24 protein-coding genes are annotated in these 24,939 nt (G+C 65.6%); 10 read left to right on the forward strand and 14 right to left on the reverse strand.

Translation table 11 applies throughout. The annotated features are described in order from the left end of the window. Positions 1–11: 11 nt before the first annotated feature. Both cydB and cydX read left to right on the forward strand, forming a co-directional pair. Entirely contained in the window at positions 12–1,160 is a 1,149-nt protein-coding gene (cydB, locus tag ACXJ16_RS13605) for a cytochrome d ubiquinol oxidase subunit II (protein ID WP_054442156.1), read from the forward strand. 10 nt (positions 1,161–1,170) lie between these two features. Next, positions 1,171–1,287 carry a cytochrome bd-I oxidase subunit CydX gene (gene cydX / locus ACXJ16_RS13610; RefSeq protein ID WP_082370625.1) on the forward strand — a complete coding sequence of 39 codons (117 nt, stop codon included), beginning with the start codon at positions 1,171–1,173 and terminating at the stop codon, positions 1,285–1,287. A gap of 48 nt (positions 1,288–1,335) precedes the next feature. Here the strand turns inward: cydX and ACXJ16_RS13615 are convergent, their stop codons facing one another. The 8 genes from ACXJ16_RS13615 to panC all read right to left on the reverse strand — a co-directional run bounded on the left by ACXJ16_RS13615 (position 1,336) and on the right by panC (position 10,178). Continuing rightward, positions 1,336–2,715, reverse strand: coding sequence for a PepSY-associated TM helix domain-containing protein (locus ACXJ16_RS13615; protein ID WP_324697335.1), 1,380 nt, complete (start codon positions 2,713–2,715; stop codon positions 1,336–1,338). Then, positions 2,712–5,003, reverse strand: a complete 2,292-nt coding sequence (locus ACXJ16_RS13620) for a TonB-dependent receptor (protein WP_463920831.1) — start codon at positions 5,001–5,003, stop codon at positions 2,712–2,714. The genes ACXJ16_RS13615 and ACXJ16_RS13620 overlap by 4 nt, the downstream gene beginning before the upstream one ends. Before the next feature lie 132 nt (positions 5,004–5,135). Then, positions 5,136–5,507 carry a hypothetical protein gene (locus tag ACXJ16_RS13625; RefSeq protein ID WP_463920832.1) on the reverse strand — a complete coding sequence of 124 codons (372 nt, stop codon included), beginning with the start codon at positions 5,505–5,507 and terminating at the stop codon, positions 5,136–5,138. A 127-nt stretch (positions 5,508–5,634) separates the two neighbouring features. Next, positions 5,635–6,228, reverse strand: coding sequence for a hypothetical protein (locus tag ACXJ16_RS13630; protein WP_463920833.1), 594 nt, complete (start codon positions 6,226–6,228; stop codon positions 5,635–5,637). Between the two features lie 10 nt (positions 6,229–6,238). Next, complete coding sequence (locus ACXJ16_RS13635) at positions 6,239–7,606, reverse strand: sensor histidine kinase (RefSeq protein WP_463920834.1); 1,368 nt, start codon at positions 7,604–7,606, stop codon at positions 6,239–6,241. 7 nt (positions 7,607–7,613) lie between these two features. Beyond that, a complete protein-coding gene (locus tag ACXJ16_RS13640; protein ID WP_454796370.1) occupies positions 7,614–8,300 on the reverse strand; it encodes a response regulator transcription factor in 687 nt (228 codons plus the stop codon). Positions 8,301–8,380: 80 nt separating this feature from the next. Continuing rightward, positions 8,381–9,151, reverse strand: a complete 771-nt coding sequence (locus ACXJ16_RS13645; RefSeq protein WP_054442159.1) for a CsgG/HfaB family protein — start codon at positions 9,149–9,151, stop codon at positions 8,381–8,383. A 145-nt stretch (positions 9,152–9,296) separates the two neighbouring features. Then, positions 9,297–10,178 carry a pantoate--beta-alanine ligase gene (gene panC / locus ACXJ16_RS13650; protein WP_454796369.1) on the reverse strand — a complete coding sequence of 294 codons (882 nt, stop codon included), beginning with the start codon at positions 10,176–10,178 and terminating at the stop codon, positions 9,297–9,299. A gap of 164 nt (positions 10,179–10,342) precedes the next feature. On the opposite strand from panC, the gene ACXJ16_RS13655 reads away from it, so the two are divergent. Genes ACXJ16_RS13655 through pgmG form a run of 3 tightly spaced genes read left to right on the forward strand, consistent with a single transcriptional unit; the run spans position 10,343 to position 12,848 of the window. Then, complete coding sequence (locus ACXJ16_RS13655) at positions 10,343–11,155, forward strand: division plane positioning ATPase MipZ (protein ID WP_082370626.1); 813 nt, start codon at positions 10,343–10,345, stop codon at positions 11,153–11,155. Continuing rightward, positions 11,152–11,448: a J domain-containing protein gene (locus ACXJ16_RS13660; protein WP_054442162.1), complete on the forward strand. Its 297-nt coding sequence runs from the start codon at positions 11,152–11,154 to the stop codon at positions 11,446–11,448. The genes ACXJ16_RS13655 and ACXJ16_RS13660 overlap by 4 nt, the downstream gene beginning before the upstream one ends. 2 nt (positions 11,449–11,450) lie before the next feature. Then, positions 11,451–12,848 (forward strand): phosphoglucomutase/phosphomannomutase PgmG, encoded by a 1,398-nt coding sequence (gene pgmG, locus ACXJ16_RS13665; protein WP_463920835.1) that lies wholly within the window; start codon positions 11,451–11,453, stop codon positions 12,846–12,848. On the opposite strand, the gene ACXJ16_RS13670 is transcribed toward pgmG, so the two are convergent. After that, complete coding sequence (locus ACXJ16_RS13670; RefSeq protein WP_324697318.1) at positions 12,845–14,116, reverse strand: MgtC/SapB family protein; 1,272 nt, start codon at positions 14,114–14,116, stop codon at positions 12,845–12,847. The two genes, pgmG and ACXJ16_RS13670, sit on opposite strands and share 4 nt — an antisense overlap. A gap of 167 nt (positions 14,117–14,283) precedes the next feature. Here ACXJ16_RS13670 and ACXJ16_RS13675 point away from each other — a divergent pair, with 167 nt between their 5' ends. Next, positions 14,284–16,758: a ligase-associated DNA damage response DEXH box helicase gene (locus ACXJ16_RS13675; RefSeq protein ID WP_443478023.1), complete on the forward strand. Its 2,475-nt coding sequence runs from the start codon at positions 14,284–14,286 to the stop codon at positions 16,756–16,758. A gap of 93 nt (positions 16,759–16,851) precedes the next feature. Here ACXJ16_RS13675 and ACXJ16_RS13680 read toward each other — a convergent pair whose 3' ends face one another. From ACXJ16_RS13680 to ACXJ16_RS13695, 4 genes are all read right to left on the reverse strand, one after another. Next, positions 16,852–17,286 (reverse strand): ExbD/TolR family protein, encoded by a 435-nt coding sequence (locus ACXJ16_RS13680; RefSeq protein WP_054442164.1) that lies wholly within the window; start codon positions 17,284–17,286, stop codon positions 16,852–16,854. Positions 17,287–17,315: 29 nt separating this feature from the next. Next, positions 17,316–17,849: an ExbD/TolR family protein gene (locus tag ACXJ16_RS13685; RefSeq protein WP_185998401.1), complete on the reverse strand. Its 534-nt coding sequence runs from the start codon at positions 17,847–17,849 to the stop codon at positions 17,316–17,318. Between the two features lie 113 nt (positions 17,850–17,962). Further along, positions 17,963–18,736, reverse strand: a complete 774-nt coding sequence (locus ACXJ16_RS13690; protein ID WP_185998402.1) for a MotA/TolQ/ExbB proton channel family protein — start codon at positions 18,734–18,736, stop codon at positions 17,963–17,965. Positions 18,737–18,804: 68 nt separating this feature from the next. Further along, complete coding sequence (locus ACXJ16_RS13695; RefSeq protein ID WP_054442167.1) at positions 18,805–19,479, reverse strand: TonB family protein; 675 nt, start codon at positions 19,477–19,479, stop codon at positions 18,805–18,807. 357 nt (positions 19,480–19,836) lie between these two features. Between ACXJ16_RS13695 and ACXJ16_RS13700 the strand changes: the two genes are divergently transcribed. Both ACXJ16_RS13700 and ACXJ16_RS13705 read left to right on the forward strand, forming a co-directional pair. Further along, positions 19,837–20,700, forward strand: coding sequence for a hypothetical protein (locus ACXJ16_RS13700; protein WP_454796365.1), 864 nt, complete (start codon positions 19,837–19,839; stop codon positions 20,698–20,700). Positions 20,701–20,794: 94 nt separating this feature from the next. Continuing rightward, a complete protein-coding gene (locus ACXJ16_RS13705; protein WP_463920837.1) occupies positions 20,795–22,102 on the forward strand; it encodes a homoserine dehydrogenase in 1,308 nt (435 codons plus the stop codon). A 73-nt stretch (positions 22,103–22,175) separates the two neighbouring features. Here the strand turns inward: ACXJ16_RS13705 and ACXJ16_RS13710 are convergent, their stop codons facing one another. Further along, positions 22,176–22,640: a hypothetical protein gene (locus ACXJ16_RS13710; RefSeq protein WP_243692584.1), complete on the reverse strand. Its 465-nt coding sequence runs from the start codon at positions 22,638–22,640 to the stop codon at positions 22,176–22,178. A gap of 99 nt (positions 22,641–22,739) precedes the next feature. On the opposite strand from ACXJ16_RS13710, the gene glpX reads away from it, so the two are divergent. Further along, positions 22,740–23,723 carry a class II fructose-bisphosphatase gene (gene glpX, locus ACXJ16_RS13715; protein ID WP_054442289.1) on the forward strand — a complete coding sequence of 328 codons (984 nt, stop codon included), beginning with the start codon at positions 22,740–22,742 and terminating at the stop codon, positions 23,721–23,723. A gap of 198 nt (positions 23,724–23,921) precedes the next feature. Then, a complete protein-coding gene (locus ACXJ16_RS13720; protein ID WP_054442168.1) occupies positions 23,922–24,857 on the forward strand; it encodes a ribose-phosphate pyrophosphokinase in 936 nt (311 codons plus the stop codon). The last annotated feature ends 82 nt before the right edge of the window (positions 24,858–24,939 follow it).

Genomic DNA, 24,939 nt, shown 5'->3' on the forward strand with positions numbered 1-24,939 from the left:
CGGAGGCGAGAATGTCCATACCTTTCGACTATGAAACGATGCGGCTGATCTGGTGGGCGCTGATGGGCATCCTGCTCATCGGTTTCGCCCTGACCGACGGCTTCGACCTGGGCTCGGCTTCGCTCCTGCCCTTCGTGGGCCGCACCGACGCAGAGCGCCGCATGGTGATCAACGCCATCGGCCCCACCTGGGAAGGCAACCAGGTGTGGTTCATCCTCGGCGGCGGCGCGATCTTTGCGGCCTGGCCTTACGTGTATGCCGTAAGTTTCTCGGGCTTCTACATTGCGATGTTCCTCGTGCTTTCGGCCTTCATCCTGCGTCCGGTGGGCTTCAAGTACCGTTCGAAGAAGGCCGATCCGGCCTGGCGTTCGCGCTGGGACTGGGCGCTCTTCGTCGGCGGTTTCGTTCCCGCGCTGGTGTTCGGCGTGGCGGTCGGCAATGTCCTGCAGGGCGTGCCCTTCCGGCTCGATAGCGACATGCGCAGCTTCTACGAAGGCAGCCTGCTCGGCCTGTTCAGCCCCTTCGCCCTGCTGGGCGGCCTTGTCTCCGTGGCGATGCTGGTCCTGCATGGTGCGGGCTGGTTGACGCTCAAGCTGGAGGACGGTCCGGTCCGCGACCGGGCGCAGCGTTACGGCCAGGTCGCCGCGCTCGTGGCCTTCGTGCTTTATGCAGCGGGCGGCGTATGGCTTGCGATGGGCGACATCGGCTACCGGATCGTCGGTACCGTCGATCCGCTCGGCCCCTCGAACCCGCGCATGGCGCAGGCGGCTCATGCGGCCGGGGCATGGCTTGCCAACTACGGCGCGCATCCGTGGATGGTGCTGGCCCCGCTTCTTGGGCTGGCCGGCCCGCTGGTTGCGCTGATCGGCATTCGTGGGCGCAAGGACACGGTGGTCTTCGCGGGGTCATCGATGGCGAACCTGGGCATCATCGCCTCTGTCGGCCTCTCGATGTTCCCCTTCATCCTGCCCAGTTCGATCGATCCGCGCTCCAGCCTGCTGGTGTGGAACGCATCGTCCAGCCATACGACGCTGTTCATCATGCTGCTGGTGACGCTGATCCTCCTGCCGATCGTGCTGGCCTACACGGCCTGGGCCTACAAGGTCATGTTCGGCCGGGTGACCGAGCGCGAAGTCGGCCTCAATCCCGATTTCTACTGAGGAAACGACGATGTGGTACTTCTCATGGATTCTCGGCGTCGGCCTCGCTGTCGGCTTCGGCATCATCAACGGCGTGTGGCACGAATTCCATACCGACCCCGCCGATGAGCAGACGGTTCTCGACTGACCGGAGGCATGACGGCGGCGTTCGGATGAACGCCGCCGTTTCCTCGTTTCAGGCCTTCCGCCAGCCCATCCACGAGGCAAGGGGCGGAAGAAGCCGCTTGAAACTCCCTTCCACCACAACCGCCAGCGCCAGCGAGAGCCCGAACAGCGGCATCACCAGCGCCAGCACCACCACCAGCAAGACCAGCGCCCAACTGTGCCGCAGAGGCGCGAAGCTTGCGGGGGCGCCCAGCATCCCGCCGGGACGGCGACGCCACCACAGCACGATGCTAGAAATGCAGAGCATCATGAGGCCGATCAGCACCGCGAGGTTGGCAAGCTGATTGGCGAGCCCCCACCAGGCGCCCTCGTGAATCGCGACCCCGTATCCCACCGTGCGGTCGATCCAGTGGCGGTCCGCAAAGCGCTGAATGCCGATCAGCCTGCCGCTTTCGGCCACTTCCGCGCTGTCGCGCCGGGGACGGTTCTCGGCCTGGCTGCGCACTTGCCAGGGCATGCCGGGAGCGGTGGGCGGGCTGACCTCCACCGGTGCCGCGAAGCGGAGCGTCTCCGCGCGCCAGACCACCGCATCGAGCGCTGCGGGGGCGGGGGCCATGTGCATCATGGACATGCCCCCGTGTTCGGCGTGTTCGGACATCATCGCCCGCATCCCGGCATCCGCCCGAACGCGCTCGCGGGTTTCCGCGCCGGAACCGGCCGACCAGTCCTGCTTGCCGTCAAGCGTACCGGTAATCGCCCGGACCTGCCGGAAGTAATCTCCCCAGGCGTTGGCCCAGGGCAGGCCGGAGGCGATGAGGAACAGCGCGCCAATGGTGATCCACAGGCCGGTGACGGCGTGGATATCCCGCCAGAACAGCGCGCGGCCGCGGCGCAGGCGAGGATAGAGCACACCGGCCAGCCGTCCCCCGCTCTGGCGCGGCCACCACAGGAACAGGCCGGTCAGCAGCATGACGATCGTCCAGCAGGCTGCGGTCTCGACAAGGGCCGATCCCCGGTCGCCCGCCAGAAGCTCGCCGTGGAGGCGGAACACCACGCGCATGAAGCGGCTTTCTTCGGCGGCCCGGTGCAGCACCTCGCCGGTCCGGGGATGGACCCATACCCGCACGTCCTCCCCGTTCCGGCCGACCAGCACTTCCACCGCATCTCCGGGCGCTTTCGGCAGGACGTACTTGTGCAGGATCGAACCGGGCACCGCCGAGACGGCGCTGGCGGCAATGGCTTCGGGGACGAGGCGCGGCCCGGCCGGGTTGGCGACATCGCGATAGGGGGCGTAGAGCAGCCCTTCGATCTGCGGCTTGAACAAATAGATCCCGCCCGTCACCGATAGCCACAGCACCAGCGGCACGCAGAGCAGCCCTGCGTAGAAATGCCAGCGCCAGACCGCGCGATACCACCGCTCCCTGCGCGGCGCCGGGAGAACCTCGGTCACAGCTTCCACCCCGCTTCGACGAGGAAGCTGCGCTGGGGATAGGGATGGTAGACCCAGGCCCGGTCATTGGTGATGTTGTCCACGCCCGCGCTCAGCCGAAGCTGCTCGGTCACGTCCCAGTTCACTTTCGCATCAAGGGCGAAGAGTTCGGAGGTGTAGCCGTAAGTGTCCCCTCGCTGGAGGCCGAACAGGTCGGTGTTGGGGCGGCTGGCATAGCGCACGCCGATCGCGATCATGACCGGCGGGATCACCCGGTACCGTACGTTGCCATTGAGCCGCCAGCGGGGGATGCGCGGGAACTGCACGCCTTCGGCGGCGGGGGCGCTGTCGTTCCGCAGGGTGACGGAATCGATCCATGCCGCGTTCGCATCGAGGTCCAGCCCCGGCAGCAGCACATCGCGGGCTTCGGCGATCAGTTCGAAGCCATACTGGCGCGTCAGGTCGATGTTCTTGAAGCTGGAGGTCGTCACCCCGTTCTGGTTGAACCCGGTGAACGAGAAGATCGTGTTCCTGACCTTTTGCCAGAACGCCGATCCGGTGAGCTTCACTTTGCCGAAATCGTGGGCAAGCAGGAGGTTGGCATCGGTCGAGCGTTCGGGCTTCAGATTCGGGTCGAAGCTGTTGCCGTCGAAATTGCCGTTACCATCGAGGCTGCCCTGGAACAGTTCGCCCACGGTGGGAAAACGCGTGGCCCTGGCGAGGCTCAGTTGCAGGCGGGTAGCGGCGTCGATGGCCCATTCGGCCGAGGCCTTGGGCTGAAAGCCCCGGGCATGGCGGCTGGCATAGCGGTTGGTGACCGGCTGGCCGCTGGTGCCGATCCGGCCAAGCCCGCCATCGAAAGCGCGCCAGTCCTCGAAGCGGGCTCCCAAGGTCAGCGTCACCGCGTCAACCGGCATGCGCAATTCGGCCCATGCGGCGAGGTTGCGGGTCTTGCCGAAGGTCCGGCTGGCGAAAGTGCCCCCGGCATCGCTGCGCCAGTTGGTCAGCGTGTAAGTCGCAAGGTCGGTGCGGTAGAGGTTGGCGCTGCCGCCGCCAGCCAGTTCCAGTTCGCCGAGCCTTGCTGTCAGCGCGGCCTCGCCGGTGTACCAGTCGGTTGGCCCCTGACGCGCGAGCGTGCCGGCACCGTTCGCCTCGCCCGCTGCATAGCCCTTGGACGTAAATGCGTCGGAGCGCAGGATCTGGTAGGTAGAGGCGCTCGCCTGCACCGTCACCGCATCGGACAGCGGGATGGAAAACCTGAGCCCCGCCAACAGTTCGTCGCGGATGGTGCGGGACCGGTTGGCGCCGCTGGCGGTGTAGGTCTTCCCGTCGATGGAGACGAGACCGTCGCAGACGGCATGGCCCGAACTGTCTTGCAGATAGCAGTCCGGTGCGGTCTGGCTGTCCAGATTGTGCCAGTAGGCGAGCAGCAGTTCGCTGGTGGCGCCGGACGTGCCGTCATAGCCCAGCCGCAGTTTGGCCTGGTCCTGCGTGATCGCCGCCGGGCTTTGCGCCGCGAAAATGGGGTTGCTGGCCGTGCCGGGTGCGTTCGCCATGTGCTGGCCGGGGTCGACGATCGCGCCGGTGACGGGCGTGCCGCCGGTCGGCACCGATGGCGTGAGCCCGTAGAACATCTGCGGGTGGCCGTCGTTGCGGAAGTGGCGGCCCGAGAGCCGCACGGACCACGGCCCGTTTTCCTGCCGGAACCCCATGCCGGCTTCGGCGGAATAGCCTCGGTAGGTCTCGTGGGTGCCATATTGGTCGTAAGCCTGGCTAAGGCCCTGAACCGTTGCGAAAGCCTCGGTTTTTTCAGGCGCGCGGGTGGTGATGTTCACCACGCCGCCCATCGAATTGCCGGCATAGCGGGCGGAATAGGGGCCGTAGACGACGTCGAACTGGCTCACTTCGCCCGGGCCGACGACACCCCACTTGGGCGAATAGGCGAACGAATTACCGAGGAAGTTGGACACCGTGAAACCGTCCACCATCACCAGTGTGCGGGCGCTTTGGGTCGAATGGGTGCCGCGAAAGCCGGGAACGCCGTTGGAATCGCCCGCGTAGCGTTTGCGAACGAAAAAGTCGGGGGCATATTTCATCAGGTCTTCGACGTTCTGGGCGTTGACGCCCGCGAACTGTTCGTCGCCAAGGCTGACCGAGAGGCCGCGCGCGTCGAGGCTGATCGGTACATTGCGCTGGCCGACGACGAGGATGGAATCTCCGGGGGCTTCCCCGGCGGCTTCTCCCGCCAATGCGGGGACAGAACAGAAGGCAAGCGGAGCTGCGCCGAGCGCGAGCAGGAATCGGGACATCGTGAATATTCACCTGATCGGGAAGCGCTGCCTCGCGGCGGCAAGCGCGTCCATGTGCGAGGTGTTCCCGGAAAGCGGGCGGCACCTGCATGAAATGCCGCGGGCACAAGGGCTTGCGGCATGGCAACGGGATCAGGCGAGCGCGGGCGGTCCTCGCAAGGGTGGGCGAATTCGGGGGGCGGCAGCGCGCAGCACCAGCGGATCGCGCAGGATGGCGGCCACGAAAACGTGGAGCAGCGCGGCGACCAGCAGCAAGGCTATCGGCCCGCCGAGCGCGGCGGCCGAATGCGACGAGAAGGCGCAGGGATGGTCCATCGTCTTGCCGGCGTCGTCGTGTCCGCCGCTTCCGGCCTTGCGCTCGATCTGGATGATAACCTTCGAGCCTGCCGGAGCGGAGCCGGAGCACAATTCCACCACCAGCGCGCCGCCCTGGGAGGAGGGCATGTAGCCGGCCGGTACGAAGACCTTCAGGCACAGCGCGGCCGCCAGCAGCAGCGCTGCCAAGCCGGGACGAGCCCGGAAGAAATGCCGAAGAGTGCCCACGAACAGCCGTCTAACCCCAATCCTGCCGCTCGTCATCAGGCGAAAATGTCCCACCCTGCAGGTGGGCGGGGCATTGCCGCCGGGACGATCAGTCCACGACGAGGAAGTAGCTGGCCTGGCTTTCGCCGCTGTTGCGCACTTCGATCACATATCGCTGCGTGAAGATCGGAACCCACCGGCAGGCCTGCCTTGCGGTTTCGGACACGCAGACCTGCTTGCGATCGGCATCGACGACCCGCAGGCTCAGCGGTGCGCCGCCCGGAGAGGAAAGGGCGATGCTGGCCTTGCGGCCGGAAAGGAAGACCTGCTGGAAGCTTTCGCTCTTGCCGGGCCGAACCCGGCCGGAGCGATAGCCCGGACCGAGCGGGCTGCCGCGCAGTGGAACCGCCGCCCGATCGGGAAGGAGCGCGCGCCATGCCGGGACAGGGTCCGGCCCGTTCCATTCTTCGAGCGGACGGGCACCGGACCTGTCGATGATGCGCAGGGCATCGGAAAGCGCATTTTGGTCCGCCCGGCCTTGGGCGTCCTGCGCAGCGGCGAGGGCGGTGGCCACGCGCTCTCCCCGTCCTTCTGCGGGCGCTGCCATGCTTGCCTGCGCGGAAGCCGGTCCGGGAAGGAGCACGGCAAGGAGGAACGCGATGAGCGCGGCGCCCTTCGGGGCTTTATGGGTGAGGGCGATCATCGTCTCTGTTCTATTTCTTCGACTCGGGGGCAATCAGGAAGCAGGCACCCTTTTCCGAAGGTATGAGCGCGATTTCAAGATGATGCCGCTCGGCGATGGCACGGCACAGGGCAAGGCCCAGGCCGGCTCCTTCCGCACCGCCCCCGGCGGCCCCGTGGTTCCCGGCCCGGCTGAACTTGTCGAAGATCCGCTCCCGGTCGCCTTCGGGTACGCCGGGGCCATCGTCGCAGACGGTCAGTCTTGGCCCCATTGCCAGTTCGAGGCGCACGGTTCCCCCCAGCGGCACGAACTTGAACGCATTGTCGAGCAAATTGGTGATGAGGCGGGTGAGCTGCATTTCTTCCCCCTCGATGATGACCCCGGGCGTGATCGCCAGCTCCAGCCGATGACCGGAATCCTCGGCACTGTCGGCATAGAGTTCGCCCAGCCGCTCGGCGAGAAGACTCAGGTCGACGGGAGCAAGACCGTGGCGGTCGCCGCGCCGGGCCTGGCTGGCGGCGATGTCCAGCAGCGACTCCAGCATGCGGATGATGCCTCGGATTTCCAGCCGGGCATCGACGATGCGCGAGGCGATCTCCCCATCGGGCGTGGCGGCCAGCGCCTTCACCAGCCGGTTGTCGAGATGCATCAGCGGAGTGCGCATCTCGTGTGCCACCTGGTCCGTGGTTTCGCGCTGGGCGCTGGCAAGGCGGCGCAGACGGGCAAGGGCTTCGCCGGAATGGCGGGTAAGCTCGTCGATCTCGTCGCGATCCTTGGAATCCCTGGCAAGCTGGGTCAGCGCATCGTCGTCGGGATGGCGGAAGGCGGCGTTGATGCGCCCGATCCGTCCCGCCAGCCGCTGTGCCGCGAGCCAGCCGACGAGCGCTACGGCGCCGACCGCCAGCAGGCCCCCGGTCAGGAAGGCGAGGGCCACCTGCCGGAGCAGCAGCCCAAGATCGCGGTATTCATGCGCGACCAGCAGGCGCAGGTCGGGGCCGAGCTGGGTCGCGCGGGCAAAGGCGCGTACGCCATCGGGCAGCTGGACGTCGCCGGTTTCCGAAAGGCTGGCGTGAAGACCGGGCCAGCTTCTCAGATCCCCCGCCAGTGGGCGGCCCTTGGCATCGGCAAGCAGATAGTGGGCCGGATTGGCATCGCGCGGCTGAAGCGCGAGGCGATCGTTGATGCGGTCGGATAGCTCGACCGTGCCGCCGCTGGCGTAGATGTCCACCATGCCGGCCAGATCGACATCGACCGCGCGTTCGAGAGCCAGCGCATTGGTCCGCTGGATCGTGGCGTTCGTCAGCAGCCAGAGCCCGAAGGTAATGAGCGCGGCAATCAGGATCGCCCAGGCCACGATCTGCGCGAAGATGGACCTGCGGATATCGACGACGGCGGCCATGCCCGCCCTACCGGCCGTCCAGCAGGCGGTAGCCGGAGCCCCAGATCGTTTCCAGCGCAGGGAGATCGAAGCCGTCCTCCAGCTTGCGGCGAAGGCGGCCGATGTTGACGTCCACCACATTGGTCTGCGGATCGAAATTCATTTTCCACACGTCTCGCAGCAGCATTTCGCGGGTGAGGATTTCGCCGGCGTTTTCCATGAAGTAGCGGAAAAGCTCGAACTCCTTGGGGCTGAGCGCGAGGTGGCGGTTGTCGCGAAAGGCGGTGCGGGCCTTCACATGGCACTCGAACGCGCCGTAGAGGATGACCGCGCTGTGTTCTCGTCCGGAAGCGCGGCGATGGAGGGCGCGCAGCCGGGCGAGCAGTTCCTCTGCCTCGAACGGCTTGGCCAGATAGTCGTCAGCGCCGCCGTCCAGTCCTTCCGCGCGGTCCGTGGTGCGCCCCAGCGCCGAAAGCATGAGCACCGGCGTGCCGATCCCGCTTTCACGCAGGCGGGACAGGATGGTCAGTCCGTCGAGATCGGGCAACATGCGATCAAGGATGATGACGTCGAAACGCTCGACACCGGCCAGCTTGAGCCCTTCCTGGCCGCTGGCCGCCCAGACCAGCGCGATGCCCGACTGGTCGGCCAGTTCGCGCACTTGCTGGGCGGCGCGGGCGTCGTCTTCGATGTAGAGGGTTTTCAGGCCGCTCATGGGCAATGGTTCGCCTTCGCGCATGCCGGTCGGGAGGTTTCCCGGCCGGCATGGTTTTCGATCTTGCGACAGATAGAGGATCAGCGCGCCGGCGGGGCTGCGGCCGAGGCATTCTCGGGCAGGCCGCCAAGCTGCGTGACCAGCTTGGTATAGGCATCGAGATAGGCCAGCACGATGATCTGGCCGATCTGGGTGTTCTGGTAGCCGCCGCCGCCGGCCGCGCCGAACGTGCCGCCGAAGAAGCCGCCGCCACCGCCGCCGAAGCTGATGTCGGACTTGCGGGCATAACCCTCGGTCAGCGCTTCCTCGACCGTGGTGCGCGAATTGACGATGGAGAGCGTGACGTTCGCCTCGCCTTTCTTGACGTTGAGGCCGCCGGCGATCGAGCCGAAGCCGCGCCCGAACAGGCCGCCTACGCCGCCAAGGGCCGCGCCAAGACCGCCGCCGCCGGAATTGTTGTTGGTGGAGACGATGTCCGGCTGGAGGAAGTAATCCGCTGCCTTGATCTGGCCCTTGCCGATGTTGGAGCCCTTTTGCAGCTCACCCTGATCGGCGAGCGCGCGTTCCATCGCGCTGCTCTGGAGCGAGCGGCCGCGATTGACCAGCGTGAAGCAGCCGGACCTCTGCACGAATACGCGCAGGATCGCCTCGGGACTGCCGAGGCTGAATTCGCGCCACCACTGGTTATCCGGCTCGACGATGGAAACGGTGCCGAGATTCTTGCGGCACACCGGGATTTCCTGAGTGCCCTTGTCCTGAATCTTGCGGGCGGAGGACTTGTCTTCGGCAAATGCCGAGGGTGAGCCCGTCATGACGGCAAGCGCGGCCAGCGCGCAGGCGATCTTCTTCATGGTGACGTCCCTCTGTTGCGCCGCGCAGCGACCGTCGCGGCTTTCACAACCCCCGCAGACTTTAGGCCCGAAATCCCTCGGGGCAAATGACTATTCCTGTGAGAATTGCCGCTGGGGAACCCGCGTTCTCCCTGGAATTGCAGGGTTATCGGGGGGAGACGGCCATATTGTCGATCAGGCGGGTGGAACCGATCCGCGCCGCGACGAGCAGGCGCATCGGGGCATCGGAACGGCTGTCCAGAAGGGCAAGACCATCGGCGTCGCGCAGTTCAGCGTAGTCGACCGAGGAGAACCCGCCCGCGAGCAGCGCATCCTTCAGCCGGGCCGTGGCGGCGGCAACATCTTCCCCCGCCTCGATACCCGCGATCGCGACTTTCATCGCCATGGGCAGTGTTACCGCCTGCTCGCGCTGTTCGGGCGTGAGGTAGGCATTGCGCGAGGACATGGCGAGCCCGTCCACTTCGCGCACGGTCGGCACGCCCAGCACGGCGTCGGCATGGGGCCGCGTAAGGTCGAGGTCGCGCGCCATGCGGCGGATCACGGCGAGCTGCTGCCAGTCCTTTTCACCGAACAGGGCGACGTCCGGCAGGACCTGGTGGAACAGCTTGCATACGACCGTGGCGACGCCGTCGAAATGGCCGGGGCGCGAGGCGCCGCACAGGCCGTCGCTGACGCCCGAGACCGAGATGCTGGAGGCAAACCCTTGCGGATACATCGCCTCGACCGTGGGGGCCCAGACCGCGGCCACACCCTCTGCCTCCAGCAATGCGCAGTCACGTTCGAGCTGGCGCGGATACTTGTCGAGATCCTCGCCCGCGCCGAACTGGAGCGGGTTCACGAAGATCGAGACGACGACGTGATCCGCCTTTTCCCGCGCCGCGCGCACGAGTGTCAGATGGCCTTCATGCAAGGCCCCCATGGTCGGCACGAGAGCTATGGTTGCTTGCGGAGTTCCGGAAGCCGTTCCCGCCTGGCGCAGCTCGGCAACGGCACGGCGCAGTGGATCAAGGCTGTGAAGGATTTGCATTGGGTGTCACTGCTCCGATAGGATGCACTTGACCGGGGGTCGCGCCTGCCTTTAGCCGCACCGCGCCTCGGGCGGCAATGGGTTTGACCCGCTTCGGCGGTTAAGGATTTGATTTCGCTTGCCGGGCTATGGCTCGGGGGCAACAGGGAAAGCGAACAGGGTCCGTGACAGCGCATCGCATCGTCTTCGCCAACGAAAAGGGCGGCACCGGCAAGTCAACGACGGCCGTTCACGTGGCCATCGCGCTGGCCTATCAGGGCGCCAGGGTCGCCGCGATCGACCTCGATCCGCGCCAGCGCACGCTCTATCGCTACCTTGAAAATCGCGTGGAAACCGAGCGCCGCCGCGAGATCGCGCTGCCGGGCGCCCGCTTCTCCGTCTACGACGGCGACGATATCGACGAGCTGGACGAGCTCTCCGAAGCCATTGCCGAAGGTTACGACTTCCTGATCTTCGACACGCCGGGCCGTGACGACCAGTTCGCCCGCCATGTCGCGGCGACGGCGGACACGCTCGTCACGCCGCTGAACGACAGTTTCATCGACTTCGACCTGATCGGCCAGGTGGAGAGCGAATCCTTCAAGGTGAAGAAGCTCTCCTTCTATGCCGAGCTCATGTGGGAAACCCGCAAGAAGCGCGGCCTGAAGACCATCAACGAGGGTCGCCGGGAGCTGGACTGGGTGGTGGTGCGCAACCGTGTCCAGCACGTCGAGGCGAAGAACATGCGCCGTCTCGAAGGCGCGCTGCTGGAACTGTCCAAGCGCGTGGGCTTCCGTATTTCCAACGGGCTGTCCGAGCGCGTCATCTTCCGCGAGCTGTTCCCTTCGGGCCTGACCCTGCTCGACAAGGGGCACCTTGGCGAACTCGGCACCAGTCATCTGGTCGCCCGGCAGGAACTGCGCCAGCTCGTGGCCGGCCTGAACCTGCCGATGCCGGCGAACCGCGAGCCGGACCTCGAACTCGCCGCCGACGAATGAAACTTCTCTGGCTCATCGCGCTCGGCTGCATCGCCTGGCGGCTCATCAAGGGGCGCTGGCCCTGGCAGGGCAAGTCGCTGCCCGGCCCGTCTTTCGCCGATGTCCACGCCAATGCACAGGCACGCGCCCTGCTGGGCGTGGCAGAAGGGGCGGGGCGCCGCGAGATTCTCGATGCGCATCGCCGCGTCGTCACCCAGGTCCATCCCGACAAGGGCGGATCGAACGAGAAGGTCCATGAGGCGAACGCGGCCCGCGATCTCCTTCTGGCAAGGCTGGGCGACGCGCAGGGCTGAGCATGAGCCACAGGTTCGATCCCACGATCCTGCGTGAATACGACATTCGCGGTGTGGTCGGCCGTGACCTTGGACCGGCGGACGCCCGCGCGATCGGGCGCGGCTTTGCAACGATCCTGCGCCGCGGCGGAGGCCGAAAGGTTGCCGTAGGTTACGACGGGCGGCTCAGTTCGCCGATGCTGGAAGCGGCTCTTGTCGAAGGGTTGACGGCCAGCGGCGTGGACGTGGTGCGCATCGGCCTGGGGCCGACGCCGATGCTCTATTACGCGGAGGCCTCAGCCGAAGATGTACAGGGCGGCATTCAGATAACTGGCAGCCACAATCCCGCCGATCACAATGGCTTCAAGATGGTAATGGGAGGAAGCCCGTTCTTCGGCGCGGATATCCTCCGCCTTGGGGCCATGGCGGCGGCCGGTGAGTGGGACGAAGGCACCGGGCGCGTTGAAGTCCGCGATGTGTTCGAACCCTATGTCAGCCGGATCGCCGAGGGGATCGCCGGAATCGCGACCACCGACTTGCGGGGTTTGCGGATCGGCTGGGATGCCGGAAACGGGGCCGCCGGACCCGCGCTGGAAATGCTGACTTCGCGATTGCCTGGCGAGCACCATCTGCTTTTCACCCAAGTCGATGGGAATTTTCCCAACCATCACCCGGATCCGACCGAGGAAAGAAACCTCGCAGATCTGAAGGCGCTCGTCGCTGCCAAGAACCTCGATTTCGGAGTGGCTTTTGATGGCGACGCGGACCGGATCGGCGTTGTCGACGGGCTGGGCCGGGTGATCTGGGGGGACCAGTTACTTGGCATATTTGCCGAGGATCTGCTTCAGCGGATGCCGGGTGCCGCCGTGATCGCCGACGTCAAGGCCTCGGGCGCGCTGTTCGGCGCCATTGCGCGCCACGGAGGAAAGCCGCTCATGTGGAAGAGCGGGCATTCCCACATGAAGTCCAAAATGAAGGAAATCGGCGCGCCGCTTGCGGGGGAGACGAGTGCCCATGTCTTCTTCGCCGACGACTTCTACGGCTTCGACGATGCGCTTTATGCCGCCGTGCGGCTGATGGCGGCCACGGTTCGGCTGGGGCGGTCGGTCACCGCGCTCAGGGGCGCAATGCCGGAAATGCTCAACACGCCTGAACTGCGATTCCAGGTGGACGAGAGCCGCAAGTTCGCCGCGATCGCGGAAGTGCGCGAGCGTCTGGCCGGGGCCGGTGCGCGGTTCGTGGATATCGACGGTGTGCGCGTTACCACGCCGGACGGCTGGTGGCTGCTCAGGGCATCCAATACGCAGGACGTGCTGGTCGCCCGGGCCGAGAGCGATACGGCGGCCGGACTGACCCGCCTGATCGCCGAAGTGGATGCCCAGCTTGCGGCTTCGGGGCTGCGGCGCGGGTTTACGGGCTAGCGCAGGAGCAGCCAGGCCAGGCCGACCGCGATGGCGCTGGCGATCAGGGGAATGATGCCTTGCCGGCCTTTCTCCCAACCCGCGACGCTGGCGACCACGCCGCCCTTGAACAGCGTGTTCAGCGCCACCGGCACGGACAGGACGAGACCGGCGGTTCGCGCATCCAGCGTCCGTCCGGCGAGGCCGCCCATGGTGATGATCGCGGAATCGACGTCCACCGTGCCGGAGATCGCAAGGACCAGCGCAAGGCCCCGGTCTCCGAAGTTCTGGAGCACCCAGAGCGAGGCCACGGTCAGCACCATGACAAGCCCCGTCAGCATGAGTGCGGGACCGATGTCGAACGGATTGCGGATGGTCATTTCATGGCTGGTGTCGCCTGCTTCCACGAAGCGGGTGCGATGCAGGTGGAATGCCGCGCAGCCGAGGCTGACGACGAGGCCCGGGGCGATGAGCTTGGCGAGCATCGGCAGGGCGGCCGGTGCCAGCAATCCCGCCAGCACCATGACGCGCAGGAACATCACGACCGAGGAAACCGAAATCGCGGCGGCCAGGACCGGCGCCGGGATCGTGTCTTCCTTCAGGCGATTGGCGATCGAGGCGGTGACGGCCGTGGAGGAAACCAGTGCGCCTGCCGCCGCGGTGGCGATGATGCCGCGCGCCGCGCCGACGATCCGCGTGGCGAAGTAGCCCGCGAAGGAGAAGCCGGACACGAACACGACGATCAGCCAGAGCTTGCGGGGGTTCCAGGCATCGAACGGCCCGAAGTTCCGGTCCGGCAGCAACGGCAGGATGACGAGCGCGATGAGCGCGAAGCGGGCGATCGAGAGCACCTCGCGCTGGCTCAGGCGATCGATCCAGCCATGGAGCTGTGCCCGCATGGCGAGCAGCAGGACCATGACGACCGCGATCGCGGTGCCGATCAGGCGCTCTCCCATGCCCACGAGCAGCCCGCTCACCAGGGTGAGCAGGGCCACCACGCCCGAGGTTCCGCTCACGCGGTCGTTGACGCGGGCATCGCGGACGTAGCCGGCGATCACCAGCGCGGCGGCGGCAGCGACGAGCACGGTGGCAGGGCCGGGGGCATCGGCGAACATCACGCCCGCCACGCCTCCCGCCAGGGCGAGCAGGGCAAAAGTGCGAATGCCGGCGAAGCGCGTGCCGTCCGCCTGTTCGCGGGCCGCCCAGCCGCGCTGCAGGCCCACCAGCAGGCCGAGGGCGAGGCTGACGGCAAGGGCGATCAGGTGGCTGAAGTCCTGTCCGGTCGGCATCGGCGCGCGATCTCCTTGCGAGGGATGGGAATTCATCGGCCAAGCCCGCCCGGCGCGCAAGAAGATTGGACCTGCAACCTCGATGCGGGCTCGGGCTTTCCTCTTGGGCGCCGATATGCTCCACCTCGGATGATGTTCCAGACCGTGTTCTCCTCGAGACCGAAATCGTGACCGGCGGACCGCCGGTGCCTGTGGAGATAGCGGAGTGGTTCTCTGCGCGCGGCTGGCGGGTGCGTCGCCACCAGATGGAGATGCTGGGAGCCTCGGACCGGGGGAATCATGCATTGCTCGTCGCCGATACCGGCGCGGGCAAGACGCTGGCGGGCTTCCTGCCGACCCTCTCGGCGTTCTGCCCCTCGCGGCTGGGCGGCGCCAGGGCGCCGGATGGGCTGCACACGCTCTACGTCTCGCCGCTGAAGGCCCTTGCCCATGACGTGCAGCGCAACCTGCTTACGCCGGTGGAGGAGATGGGCCTGCCCATCCGCATCGAGACGCGCAGCGGCGATACGCCCTCGGACCGCAAGGCCCGCCAGCGGGCGCGGCCGCCGCATGTCCTGCTCACCACCCCGGAGTCGCTCTCGCTCCTGCTGAGCTATCCGGAGGCGCCGGGGCTGTTCGCCGGGCTCAAGCGCGTCGTCATCGATGAAATCCATGCCTTTGCCACGGGCAAACGGGGAGACCTGCTGGCATTGGCATTGTCCCGGCTTCAGGCGCTGTCGCCGGAACTGCAACGGGCCGGGCTGTCGGCGACGCTCGCCGATCCCGATGCCTTTCGCGGTTGGCTGGCGCCATGGGGCGATATCGACGGGGTCGAACTCGTGGAGGGGGAGGAAGGGGCCGATCCCGACGTCTCGATCCTGCTGCCGCAGGCGGAGCGCATCCCATGGAGCGGTCACGCGGCAACCTGGGCGGTGCCGCAACTCATCGAACAGATCAAGGCGCATCGCACCACGCTGATCTTCACCAACACCCGCTTTCTCGCGGAGTACATATTCCAGGAAATCTGGAACGCGAACGAGGACAATCTGCCGATCGGAATCCACCACGGCTCGCTCTCGAAGGAGGCGCGTCGCAAGGTGGAAGGCGCGATGGCGGAAGGGCGCCTCAGGGCCCTTGTCTGTACCGCCAGCCTCGATCTAGGTGTCGATTGGGGTGATATAGATCTCGTGGTGCAGATGGGTGCGCCAAAGGGCTCCTCGCGCCTGCTGCAACGCATCGGACGCGCCAATCACCGGCTGGACCAACCGAGCAAGGCGTTGCTGGTGCCGGGCAACCGCTTCGAATTCCTGGAGGCTTTCGCCGCCCGGGAGGCGGTTCAGGAGGGCCAGCGTGACGGTGAGGGCTTCCGCCCCGGTGGGCTTGACGTGCTCGCGCAGCACGTCATGGCCATCGCATGTTCCGGCCCTTTCCGGGAGGAGGACCTGCTGCGGGAAGTGCGCTCCTCGCTCGCTTACGCATGGGTGGACGAGGCCATCTTCGCAAGGGTGCTCGATTTCGTGGCGACCGGTGGATATGCCTTGCGATCCTACGAACGGTTCCGCCGTATCGTGCGGGAGAAGGATGGCACTTCAGGCTGGCGCTGGAGGCTCACCCATCCCGAACATGCCGCGCGGCATCGGCTCAATGCCGGGATTATCGTCGATGCGGAGATGCTGGATGTTCGGTTCCGCAACGGCCGTTCGCTGGGACGGGTGGAGGAAGGCTTCGGGGCCAGCCTGAAGCCCGGCGATACCTTCCGTTTTGCGGGAATGGATCTCGAGGTGGAGGCCCTCCGCGATCTGGAGCTGATCGTGCGGGCCGCCCGGCGTTCGGCGACCATTCCCAGCTATATGGGGCAGCGGATGCCGATCTCCACGCATCTCGCCGATCGGGTACGCGCCATGCTTTCCGACCAGGCAGGATGGGCACGGTTCCCGGATGATGTCCGCGAATGGCTGGAGGTGCAGGGCTGGCGTTCCCACCTGCCGGCGCCGGGCCGGCTGCTGGTGGAGAGCTTTCCGCATCGGGGCCACGCCTACACGACCTATTACACGTTCGAAGGCTGGCCGGCGAACCAGTCGCTGGGAATGCTCATAACCCGGCGCATGGAAGACCGGGGGCTTGGCCCGCTCGGCTTCGTCGCCACGGACTATGCGCTGGTCGTCTGGGGGCTCAAGGCCGTGGACGACCCGGCGGCGCTGCTGTCGCCCGACATCCTCACGCATGAATTCGTCGACTGGGTACAGCAATCCTACCTGTTGCGCCGCGCCTTTCGCGAAGTGGCCGTCATATCGGGTCTCGTCGAACGGCAGCAGCCCGGGAAGCGCAAGTCCGGCCGGCAGGTCACGTTCTCGACCGATCTCATTTACGACGTACTTCGCAAGTACGAGCCGGATCACCTGCTGATCGAGGCTGCCTGGGCCGATGCGCGCGCGCGCATGACGGACGTGGCCCGCGTGGCGGATGTTCTGGACCGGGCCGCGCGTGAAATCGATCACGTCCACCTCGATCGGATCAGCCCGCTTTCGGTGCCGGCGCTGTCCATGATCGGGCGCGAATCGCTCCCCTCGGGCTCGGCTGACGAAGACCTGCTGGTGGAGGCGGAAAGCCTTGCTTCGCTGGCCATGAGAATGGATCCCGTGGCCCTGCCGGAGGAAGAGTAAAGCCCAACCCCTGGAAGGCTTTCGGGCAGCAAAAAAGGGGCGGATTGCTCCGCCCCTTCATTGGTCCTTGAGAGACCTGTTCCGCTAGTCGGCTTACTTGCCGAAGTCGCGGAACTGTTCGTTGCCCACGAAGCCGAACTTCGTGACTTCCGCAGCCTTGATGACCTGCAGCACGGAGGCCGAGAGTTCATAGCTGGCTTGCGGCTCCGGCTGGTACTGCAGCTCGGGTTCGACCGGGTAGCTGAGCGACTGCTTGAGCAGCTTGGCCAGACCCGGACCGTCAACCTGTGTGCCGTTCCAGAGGATCTTGTCATCCGCGGTGAGCACGACCTTGTTACGGATCGGGTCGACCGGCGGAGGATTGTTGTCCGGAGGAGTCGCGACCGGGAGATCGATATCGATCGAGTGGGTCGCAACCGGGATGGTGATGATGAACATGATGAGGAGCACGAGCATGACGTCGATAAGCGGCGTCGTGTTCATGTCCATCATCGGCGAGCCATCATCGCTACCGCCTGACATTGCCATGGAAAGTTACTCCTGTTCCTGCCTGAACGTCAGCCGTTCGGATCAACCGGGTTGGTGATGAAACCAACCGTCGGATAACCCGAGATCTGGACGTTGTAGATCGCACCGGCAACGCAGCGCCACGGGGCGTTGACGTCACCGCGAATGTGGACCTGCGGCACGAGATCGGGGTTGGCCTGAAGGGCCTGCGGGCCACCTTCGCGCTTCACGATCGCATCGAGACGCTTGAAGGCCTGGTCGCGCAGTTCCTGCGAGGTCACCGGCGTGATGTTGTTGAAGTAGACGCGGCATTCGCCGTTGCGCGAAGCACCGGCATAACCGGGTTCACCCGCAGCCTTGCCGGCATCGTCGGTGGTCGAAACGGTGAGGAGAAGGTTTTCGACCTTGTCCTTCGATTCGACAGCCTCGATGATCGGAATGCGCAGCTTTTCGATCGTCTGGATCGCAACCGGAACCGCGATCAGGAAGATGATCAAGAGCACCAACATGACGTCGACGAGCGGCGTAGTGTTGATTTCGGACATCGGTTTTTCGGCACCGCCTCCGCCCGTGGATATCGCCATAGTCTTATCCTAATCCTTGCGTTGCCTTGGGGAGGCGACGGACGCGCATGCAACGCACCGTCGCCTGGCCCCTTGGACGCGCGGCCGCTTGTGCGGCGCGCGTCCCGTGCTGCTTACGGCTTGGCCGGGGCAGCGGCGGGCTTGGCCGGAGCGGCGGCGGGCTTCGCCGGAGCAGCAGCAACGAGGGGCTTCACGGCGCCACGCGAGTTGATGTTCGCGAGAACGTCGCTCGAGAAGCCGGTCAGCAGTTCTGCAATGCGCTTGTTGCGGCTCTGCAGGTAGTTGTAGGCCAGAACGGCGGGAACGGCGACGATCAGGCCGAGTGCGGTCATGATCAGCGATTCACCGACGGGGCCGGCAACCTTGTCGATCGAAGCCGAACCGGCGATGCCGATGGCGATCAGGGCGCGGTAGATGCCGACGACGGTACCGAACAGACCGATGAACGGTGCGGTTGCGCCGACGGTGGCGAGGAACGGCAGGCCCTGTGCAAGGCGAGCGTTGATCGAAGCTTCCGAACGCGCGAGCGAAGCGTGCATCCAGTCATGGGCTTCGAGCGAATCGGTCATCTTGGCGTGCTGGTCTTCAGCGGCGATGCCGTCGTCGACGAGCTGGCGCCATGCGCTGTTCTTCTCGAGCTTGGCTGCGCCTTCGCGAAGGGTCGGGGCCTTCCAGAAGGTGGTGCGCACTGCGTTGAACTGGCGCATGATCTTGGCCTGCTCGAACCACTTGGTGAACAGGATGTAGAACGAACCGAACGACATGATGCCCATGATGATGACGGTGGCATACGAGATGAAACCACCGGCCTGGAGGGCTTCCATGAAACCGAACTTGTTCTGCGGCGCGGCATCGCCCGCGGCGGCAAGGATATCAACGATAAGCATGCGATTTACCTCTCAAGAAGAATGCAGGGACCGATCCGGGCGCGGGTGTGGGCCCGACCAGTCAGAAGTTAGTTGAGCTTGTAGACGATCGCCGTCGAAGTGCTGCCCGCGATCGGGTTGCCGGCATCGTCAAGCGCGGGGTTGTAGCGCGCATAACGGGTCATGCCGTCGCAAGCCGCTTCGTCGAGATCGGGGCTACCGCTCGAAGAAGTGACGGAGCAACTCGTGACCTTGCCGTCGGGACCGATCGCAACGCGTACACCGACGCGGCCTTCACGCTCTTCACGAGCAGCCTTGGTCGGGTAGTTGTTCTGAATGCGGGCAGCCCAGCCAGCCTGACCCTTCGGCGAAACGCCGCGAGCCTTTGACGGTCCGGGAGGCGCAGCCGGGGGTGCCGGCGGTGCCGGGGGCGCCGCGGTCGTGATCACCACCGGCGGTGCCGGCGGAGGTGTGATCACCGTCTGCACCGGCGGCGGTGCCGGGGCGATGTTGATCGGCGGCGGCGGCGCTACGATCGGAGGCGGCGGGGTATTTTCCTGCGGCTCCGGCGGCGGCGGCGGCGGCTCTTCCTCCTTCGGTTTCTCTTCCTTGATGTCGACTGTGGTCACCTTCTTGATGACCTGTTGCGCAGCCTGGTAGGCCAGGCCCGTGACGAGCGCATAGCCTACAAAGACGTGGATCAGCGCAACAATGACAAGCGCGGTAATCTTGTTACCGCTCATTTGCTGGTCAGCGTAAGCCATTCAAACGCATCACTCCATTACCAAGCCCCGGAAAAGCCCGAGCCGGACGTGTCCAAGGGCGCCCATGGCCCTCACCCGGAGGCAAGGTCCATGACGAAACTCCAAATTACCCACCCTGACGGCTGACAGTCAGCCTTTCCGTTGACATTTTACGGGAGGCGAACCGTGGGACTTTTTAGTTTTTTGGCCCCATTTTGCGAGTTTCTTAGCCGGGCAGTTGCACATGTGCAACGCCTTATCGGCACGTCAATCGTTAACGGTCAATTCAGCGCGGATAAGTTCCAATCGAAAAAGGGGGATTTTGTGGCCGAGCCCCAAGCCGCTATAGGCTGGCCTTTTCCACGGAGTTTGCCTCGCATGTCATCGAAGTTGCACCGACTTGTCGCGAATCTCGGGGGAGTTGCGCTGGCCGTGCAGGCAGTTCCGGCCCTGGCGCAGTTAACCGCATCCGCGCCCGCAATGGATGCATCCGGCCCCACTTTCGCCGACATCGCCGATCTCTCCGAATCGGCTGGACTCGTGGTTAAGGCGCAGGTCCGCAAAATGGTCCGTGTCGAGGATGAACGCGCGCCGGGACGGGCGCCGGGAATGGGGCGATTCTATGTCACGGCCCAGACCCGTGCGCTGATCGCCGGCAAGGCGCCTATCGGCGAATCATTTGTCTATCTGGTCGACCTGCCGCTCGATTCCAGGGGCAAGGCACCGAATCTCAAGAAGCAGGACGTTCTGCTGTTCGCACGCGCCGTTCCGGGGCGGCCCGGAGAGCTTCAACTGGTGACGCCGACCGCCCAGCAGGTCTGGACCGATCAGGCAGAAGCGCGCGTGAGGGGCATTCTCAAGACGCTGCTCTCTCCCGACGCGCCTGTGCACATCACCGGGGTACGTGAACTGCTCTATGTTCCGGGCAATCTTGCGGGACAGGGGGAGACGCAGATTTTCCTCAACACCCGCGAAGGCGCGGCTGCTTCGATCACGGTCCACCACGAGCCGGGCTCGCCTCCGGCCTGGGGGGTGTCCTTCTCCGAGCTGGTGGCGGACATCGGCAATCCGCCGCAGCCCGAGACCATCGAATGGTATCGGCTCGCCTGCTTCCTGCCGAACAATCCGCCGCCTCGCGCCAATGTTTCCGAGGGGATCGAGGAACGCCGTCAGGCCGATGCCGACTATCGCACGGTTCTGGGCGAACTCGGCCCATGCCGCAGGACGCTCGGGCAGGGTTGAGCCGGGCCGGCGAGAGGTTTCGCCGATGGGGAGCGCGAAGGTACTGGAATTTCGCCGTAGGCTCCCCTAGGTGCCGCTCCCGAAAGGGAACTCCATGGTTGAACCGCTGAATATTGCGCTGGCCGGTCTGGGGACCGTCGGCACGGGTGTCGTCCGTCTCATCGAGACCAATGCCGAACTGATTGCCCGCCGTGCGCGGAGGCCGATTCGCATTGCCGCCGTCAGCGCGCGTGACCGCACGAAGGATCGCGGTGTCGACCTTTCGCGCTATGACTGGGTAGACGACCCCGCTGCGCTTGCCGCTCGCCCCGATGTCGATGTGGTGGTGGAGATGGTCGGCGGCTCGGACGGTCCTGCACTGGCGCTGGCGCGCAATGCCATCGGCCAGGGCAAGGGCCTTGTTACCGCCAACAAGGCGATGATCGCGCACCATGGCCTGGAACTGGCTTCCGCTGCCGAAAAGGCCGGGGTTGCGCTCAAGTTCGAGGCGGCGGTGGCGGGCGGAATCCCGGTCATCAAGGGCCTTAGCGAAGGCGCTGCAGCCAATGCCATAGAACGGGTCTACGGCATACTGAACGGCACCTGCAACTACATCCTGTCCACCATGGAGGATACCGGGCGCGACTTTGGCGATGTTCTCGCCGAGGCCCAGCGCATGGGTTACGCAGAGGCCGATCCGACCTTCGACGTCGAGGGCATCGACGCCGCGCACAAGCTCTCTATCCTGGCTGCGATCGCCTTCGGATCGCGTCTGCGCTTCGATGCGGTGGAGACGACCGGCATTTCCCGCGTGAAGGCTGCCGACATCGAGCAGGCACGTTCGCTGGGCTATGTGATCCGCCTGATCGGCATGAGCGAGGTTGACCGGACAGACGGTTCCAGCCGGCTGTTCCAGCGGGTCCATCCGCATCTGGTGCCGTTCGACCATCCGCTGGCCCATGTCGATGGTGCGACCAATGCGGTTGTCGCCGAGGGCAATTTCATGGGGCGCCTGCTGTTCCAGGGTGCCGGCGCCGGTGACGGGCCGACCGCCAGCGCCGTCGTTGCCGATATCATGGATATCGCGCGCGGTGAGAAGGGGGCGGCGTTCTCGATGCCCGAGGGCGAACTGGAGGCGATGGAGCCGGCGCCGACCGGGCACCGCCGCGGACGGTGCTACATCCGCTTCACCGTGCCGGACCGTCCGGGCGTGCTGGCCAACATCACGGCGGCCATGCGCGATGCCGGCGTCTCGATCGCCAGCATGATCCAGAAGGGCGAGGCCGAGCAGGCCGGCGAGGCGATCCTTGCCATCGTCACGCATGATGGCCCCGAATCGGCCGTGAACGAAGCGCTGCGGATCCTTGACGGATCGGACAGCCTGACCGCCCGGCCGCTGGTGATGCAGATCATCGAGGGGTGAGAGAACGAACGGGCGCCATGATGCGCCCGTTCGCTCCCGCCAGTCTTTCGCTCCCGCCAGTCTTTCGCGCGCTTCAGTGCGCGCGCATCTCGCCCTTGGCGATCTTGTCCGCGTCCGAGCCTGCCGGCGCCTCCGGGATGGAGGACAGATCGATCAGGTAGGGCGTTTTCGGACAGGGCGGCACGAGGCACATCCCGCCCATCGTGGCCTTGCCCCTGAAGATGCCATTGCCGGCAACGTCGGGCGGATGGAGCCTGCCGTCGTTCAGCGCTTGCGGCGATTCCGGATCTTCCTGCGAAGTGGACGGGATCCGGTACTTTTCCTCGTCCGGGGCGCAGACCACGATTTCACCCGGACGGCCTTCGCGCAGGCAGCGCTTGCGGGCCGATTCCGGCGTTATCCGGCCTCCCTGGGACATCATCTTCTGCGCCACGGCGCGATCTTCATCGGATATGGAGGGGGTGTTGGAACCGGCGCCTGAAGTCGTCGTGGCGCCGCCGGTATTCACCTGTGCGATCGCCGGAGCGGGGGCTGACAATGCGATTGCGAATAGTATCCGCCATCTTCTCGACAATTGAAATTCCTCTGTCTAAGCCGCTCCCCGAACCTTTCCTCCTCGGATTAATCCGGAGTGAACATGCCTGAAAACAAGACTCCTGCAAGTAAAGTTCTCGACCGCGTTCTCGTGCTCGAAATGGTCCGTGTAACCGAGGCAGCGGCGATCGCCGCCTCGCATCTCATCGGTCGCGGCGACGAGAAGGCTGCGGACCATGCCGCAGTCGAGGCAATGCGCAAGGCTTTCGACACGCTTTACATGGACGGCACCGTCGTCATCGGCGAGGGTGAGCGCGACGAGGCGCCGATGCTGTTCATCGGCGAGAAGGTGGGCGGCGCTCCGGATCGCGGTCCGAAGATCGATATCGCGCTCGATCCGCTGGAAGGCACGACGATCACCGCCAAGGCAGGCCCGAACGCGCTGGCGGTCCTTGCCGCTGCCGAAGAGGGCGGCCTGCTGAACGCTCCCGACGTCTACATGCAGAAGCTGGCGGTCGGCCCCGGCTATCCCGATGGCGTGATCGACCTGCGCAAGACCGCGACCGAGAACGTCGCGGCGGTGGCAGCGGCCAAGGGCGTGAAGCCGGAAGAGATCATCGTCTGCGTGCTCGATCGTCCGCGCCATGCCGATCTGATTGCGGAGCTTCGCGACATCGGCTGCGGCATCCACCTGATTCCCGATGGCGACGTGGCCGGCGTGATCGCGGTGACGGACGAGAACACCACGATCGACATCTACATGGGCTCCGGCGGCGCACCGGAAGGCGTGCTGGCGGCAGCCGCCCTGCGCTGCGTCGGCGGCCAGATCCAGGGCAAGCTCCTGTTCCGCAACGATGACGAGCGCAGCCGCGCCCGCAAGTGGGGCATCGAGGATCTCGACCGGATCTACACGCTCAAGGATCTCGCCAAGGGTGACTGCATTTTTGCGGCCACCGGCGTTACCGATGGTTCGCTGCTCTCCGGCGTCAAGCGCCTCAAGGGCGGCAAGATGACGACGGAGAGTGTCGTCATGCGGGCCAGCTCGGGTACGGTGCGCTGGATCAAGGGCGAACACCGTCACGGCTGACGGATTGATGGATGGGCGCGGGGCGCTTTTCCAATCAAGCACTTGTACATTCGAAAGGCCGGTTCCGGGATATCCGGGGCCGGCCTTTTCGCGTTGGCTTCACGGTGAAAAGCGCCGCTTTCTATTGCAATCCGATGACTCATGGCTAGAGGCGGGCGCGTTCAGCCATAGCCCAATCGGCCGTCTCGGGGATTCGCAATGAAGATCATGTCCGGCAACAGCAACCTTCCGCTCGCTCGTGCGATCGCGGGGTATCTCGAACTGCCGCTCACCGATGCGGCGGTGCGCCGCTTCGCCGACGAGGAAATCTTCGTCGAAATCCACGAGAACGTGCGCGGCGAGGATGTCTTCATCGTCCAGCCCACCAGCTATCCCGTGAACGACAATCTCATGGAACTGCTGATCGGCATCGACGCGCTGCGCCGCGCTTCGGCCAAGCGCATCACGGCGGTCATCCCCTACTTCGGTTACGCCCGCCAGGATCGCAAGCCCGGCCCGCGCACGCCGATTTCGGCCAAGCTGGTCGCCAACCTGATTACCGAAGCCGGCGCCGACCGTGTGCTCTCGGTCGATCTGCACGCTGGCCAGATCCAGGGCTTCTTCGACATCCCCACCGACAACCTCTTCGCGGCCCCCGTCATGGCGGCGGATATCCAGGCCCGCTACGGCGACCAGTCGCTGATGGTGGTTTCGCCTGACGTCGGCGGCGTGGTGCGCGCCCGCTCGCTGGCCAAGCGCCTCGACAATGCGCCGCTCGCCATCGTCGACAAGCGTCGTGACCGTCCGGGCCAGTCGGAAGTCATGAACATCATCGGCGACGTGAAGGGCCGCGCCTGCATCCTGATCGACGACATCATCGATTCGGGCGGCACGCTCTGCAACGCCGCGCAGGCCCTGATGGACGAAGGCGCCACCAGCGTCACCGCCTACATCACCCACGGCGTGCTGTCCGGTGCGGCGGTTTCGCGCGTCACCAACTCGGCGCTGAAGGAACTGGTCATCACCGATTCGATCCAGGCGACCGAAGCCGCGCAGCAGTCGGACAAGATCCGCATCCTGACCATCGCGCCGCTGATCGGCGAGGCGATCCGCCGCATTGCCGACGAAAGCTCGGTTTCGAGCCTGTTCGACTGATCGGCATCTGCCTCCCTCGGGAGGCGATTGTCACACGTGGAACGTTGCTATCAAAAACGCCTCCGGCACGCGCCGGAGGCGT

The organism is Novosphingobium sp. TK71 (assembly GCF_055361505.1).

Coding starts and splice junctions, on each gene's coding strand:
- glpX (WP_054442289.1), top strand. CDS start 22,740: ATGCCTGAAAACAAGACTCCTGCAAGTAAAGTTCTCGACCGCGTTCTC.
- ACXJ16_RS13630 (WP_463920833.1), bottom strand. CDS start 6,228: ATGATCGCCCTCACCCATAAAGCCCCGAAGGGCGCCGCGCTCATCGCG.
- ACXJ16_RS13720 (WP_054442168.1), top strand. CDS start 23,922: ATGAAGATCATGTCCGGCAACAGCAACCTTCCGCTCGCTCGTGCGATC.
- cydB (WP_054442156.1), top strand. CDS start 12: ATGTCCATACCTTTCGACTATGAAACGATGCGGCTGATCTGGTGGGCG.
- ACXJ16_RS13685 (WP_185998401.1), bottom strand. CDS start 17,849: ATGGCGATATCCACGGGCGGAGGCGGTGCCGAAAAACCGATGTCCGAA.
- ACXJ16_RS13705 (WP_463920837.1), top strand. CDS start 20,795: ATGGTTGAACCGCTGAATATTGCGCTGGCCGGTCTGGGGACCGTCGGC.
- pgmG (WP_463920835.1), top strand. CDS start 11,451: ATGAGCCACAGGTTCGATCCCACGATCCTGCGTGAATACGACATTCGC.
- ACXJ16_RS13690 (WP_185998402.1), bottom strand. CDS start 18,736: ATGCTTATCGTTGATATCCTTGCCGCCGCGGGCGATGCCGCGCCGCAG.
- ACXJ16_RS13680 (WP_054442164.1), bottom strand. CDS start 17,286: ATGGCAATGTCAGGCGGTAGCGATGATGGCTCGCCGATGATGGACATG.
- ACXJ16_RS13635 (WP_463920834.1), bottom strand. CDS start 7,606: ATGGCCGCCGTCGTCGATATCCGCAGGTCCATCTTCGCGCAGATCGTG.
- ACXJ16_RS13620 (WP_463920831.1), bottom strand. CDS start 5,003: ATGTCCCGATTCCTGCTCGCGCTCGGCGCAGCTCCGCTTGCCTTCTGT.
- panC (WP_454796369.1), bottom strand. CDS start 10,178: ATGCAAATCCTTCACAGCCTTGATCCACTGCGCCGTGCCGTTGCCGAG.
- ACXJ16_RS13700 (WP_454796365.1), top strand. CDS start 19,837: ATGTCATCGAAGTTGCACCGACTTGTCGCGAATCTCGGGGGAGTTGCG.
- ACXJ16_RS13695 (WP_054442167.1), bottom strand. CDS start 19,479: ATGGCTTACGCTGACCAGCAAATGAGCGGTAACAAGATTACCGCGCTT.
- ACXJ16_RS13640 (WP_454796370.1), bottom strand. CDS start 8,300: ATGAGCGGCCTGAAAACCCTCTACATCGAAGACGACGCCCGCGCCGCC.
- ACXJ16_RS13645 (WP_054442159.1), bottom strand. CDS start 9,151: ATGAAGAAGATCGCCTGCGCGCTGGCCGCGCTTGCCGTCATGACGGGC.
- cydX (WP_082370625.1), top strand. CDS start 1,171: ATGTGGTACTTCTCATGGATTCTCGGCGTCGGCCTCGCTGTCGGCTTC.
- ACXJ16_RS13660 (WP_054442162.1), top strand. CDS start 11,152: ATGAAACTTCTCTGGCTCATCGCGCTCGGCTGCATCGCCTGGCGGCTC.
- ACXJ16_RS13670 (WP_324697318.1), bottom strand. CDS start 14,116: ATGCCGACCGGACAGGACTTCAGCCACCTGATCGCCCTTGCCGTCAGC.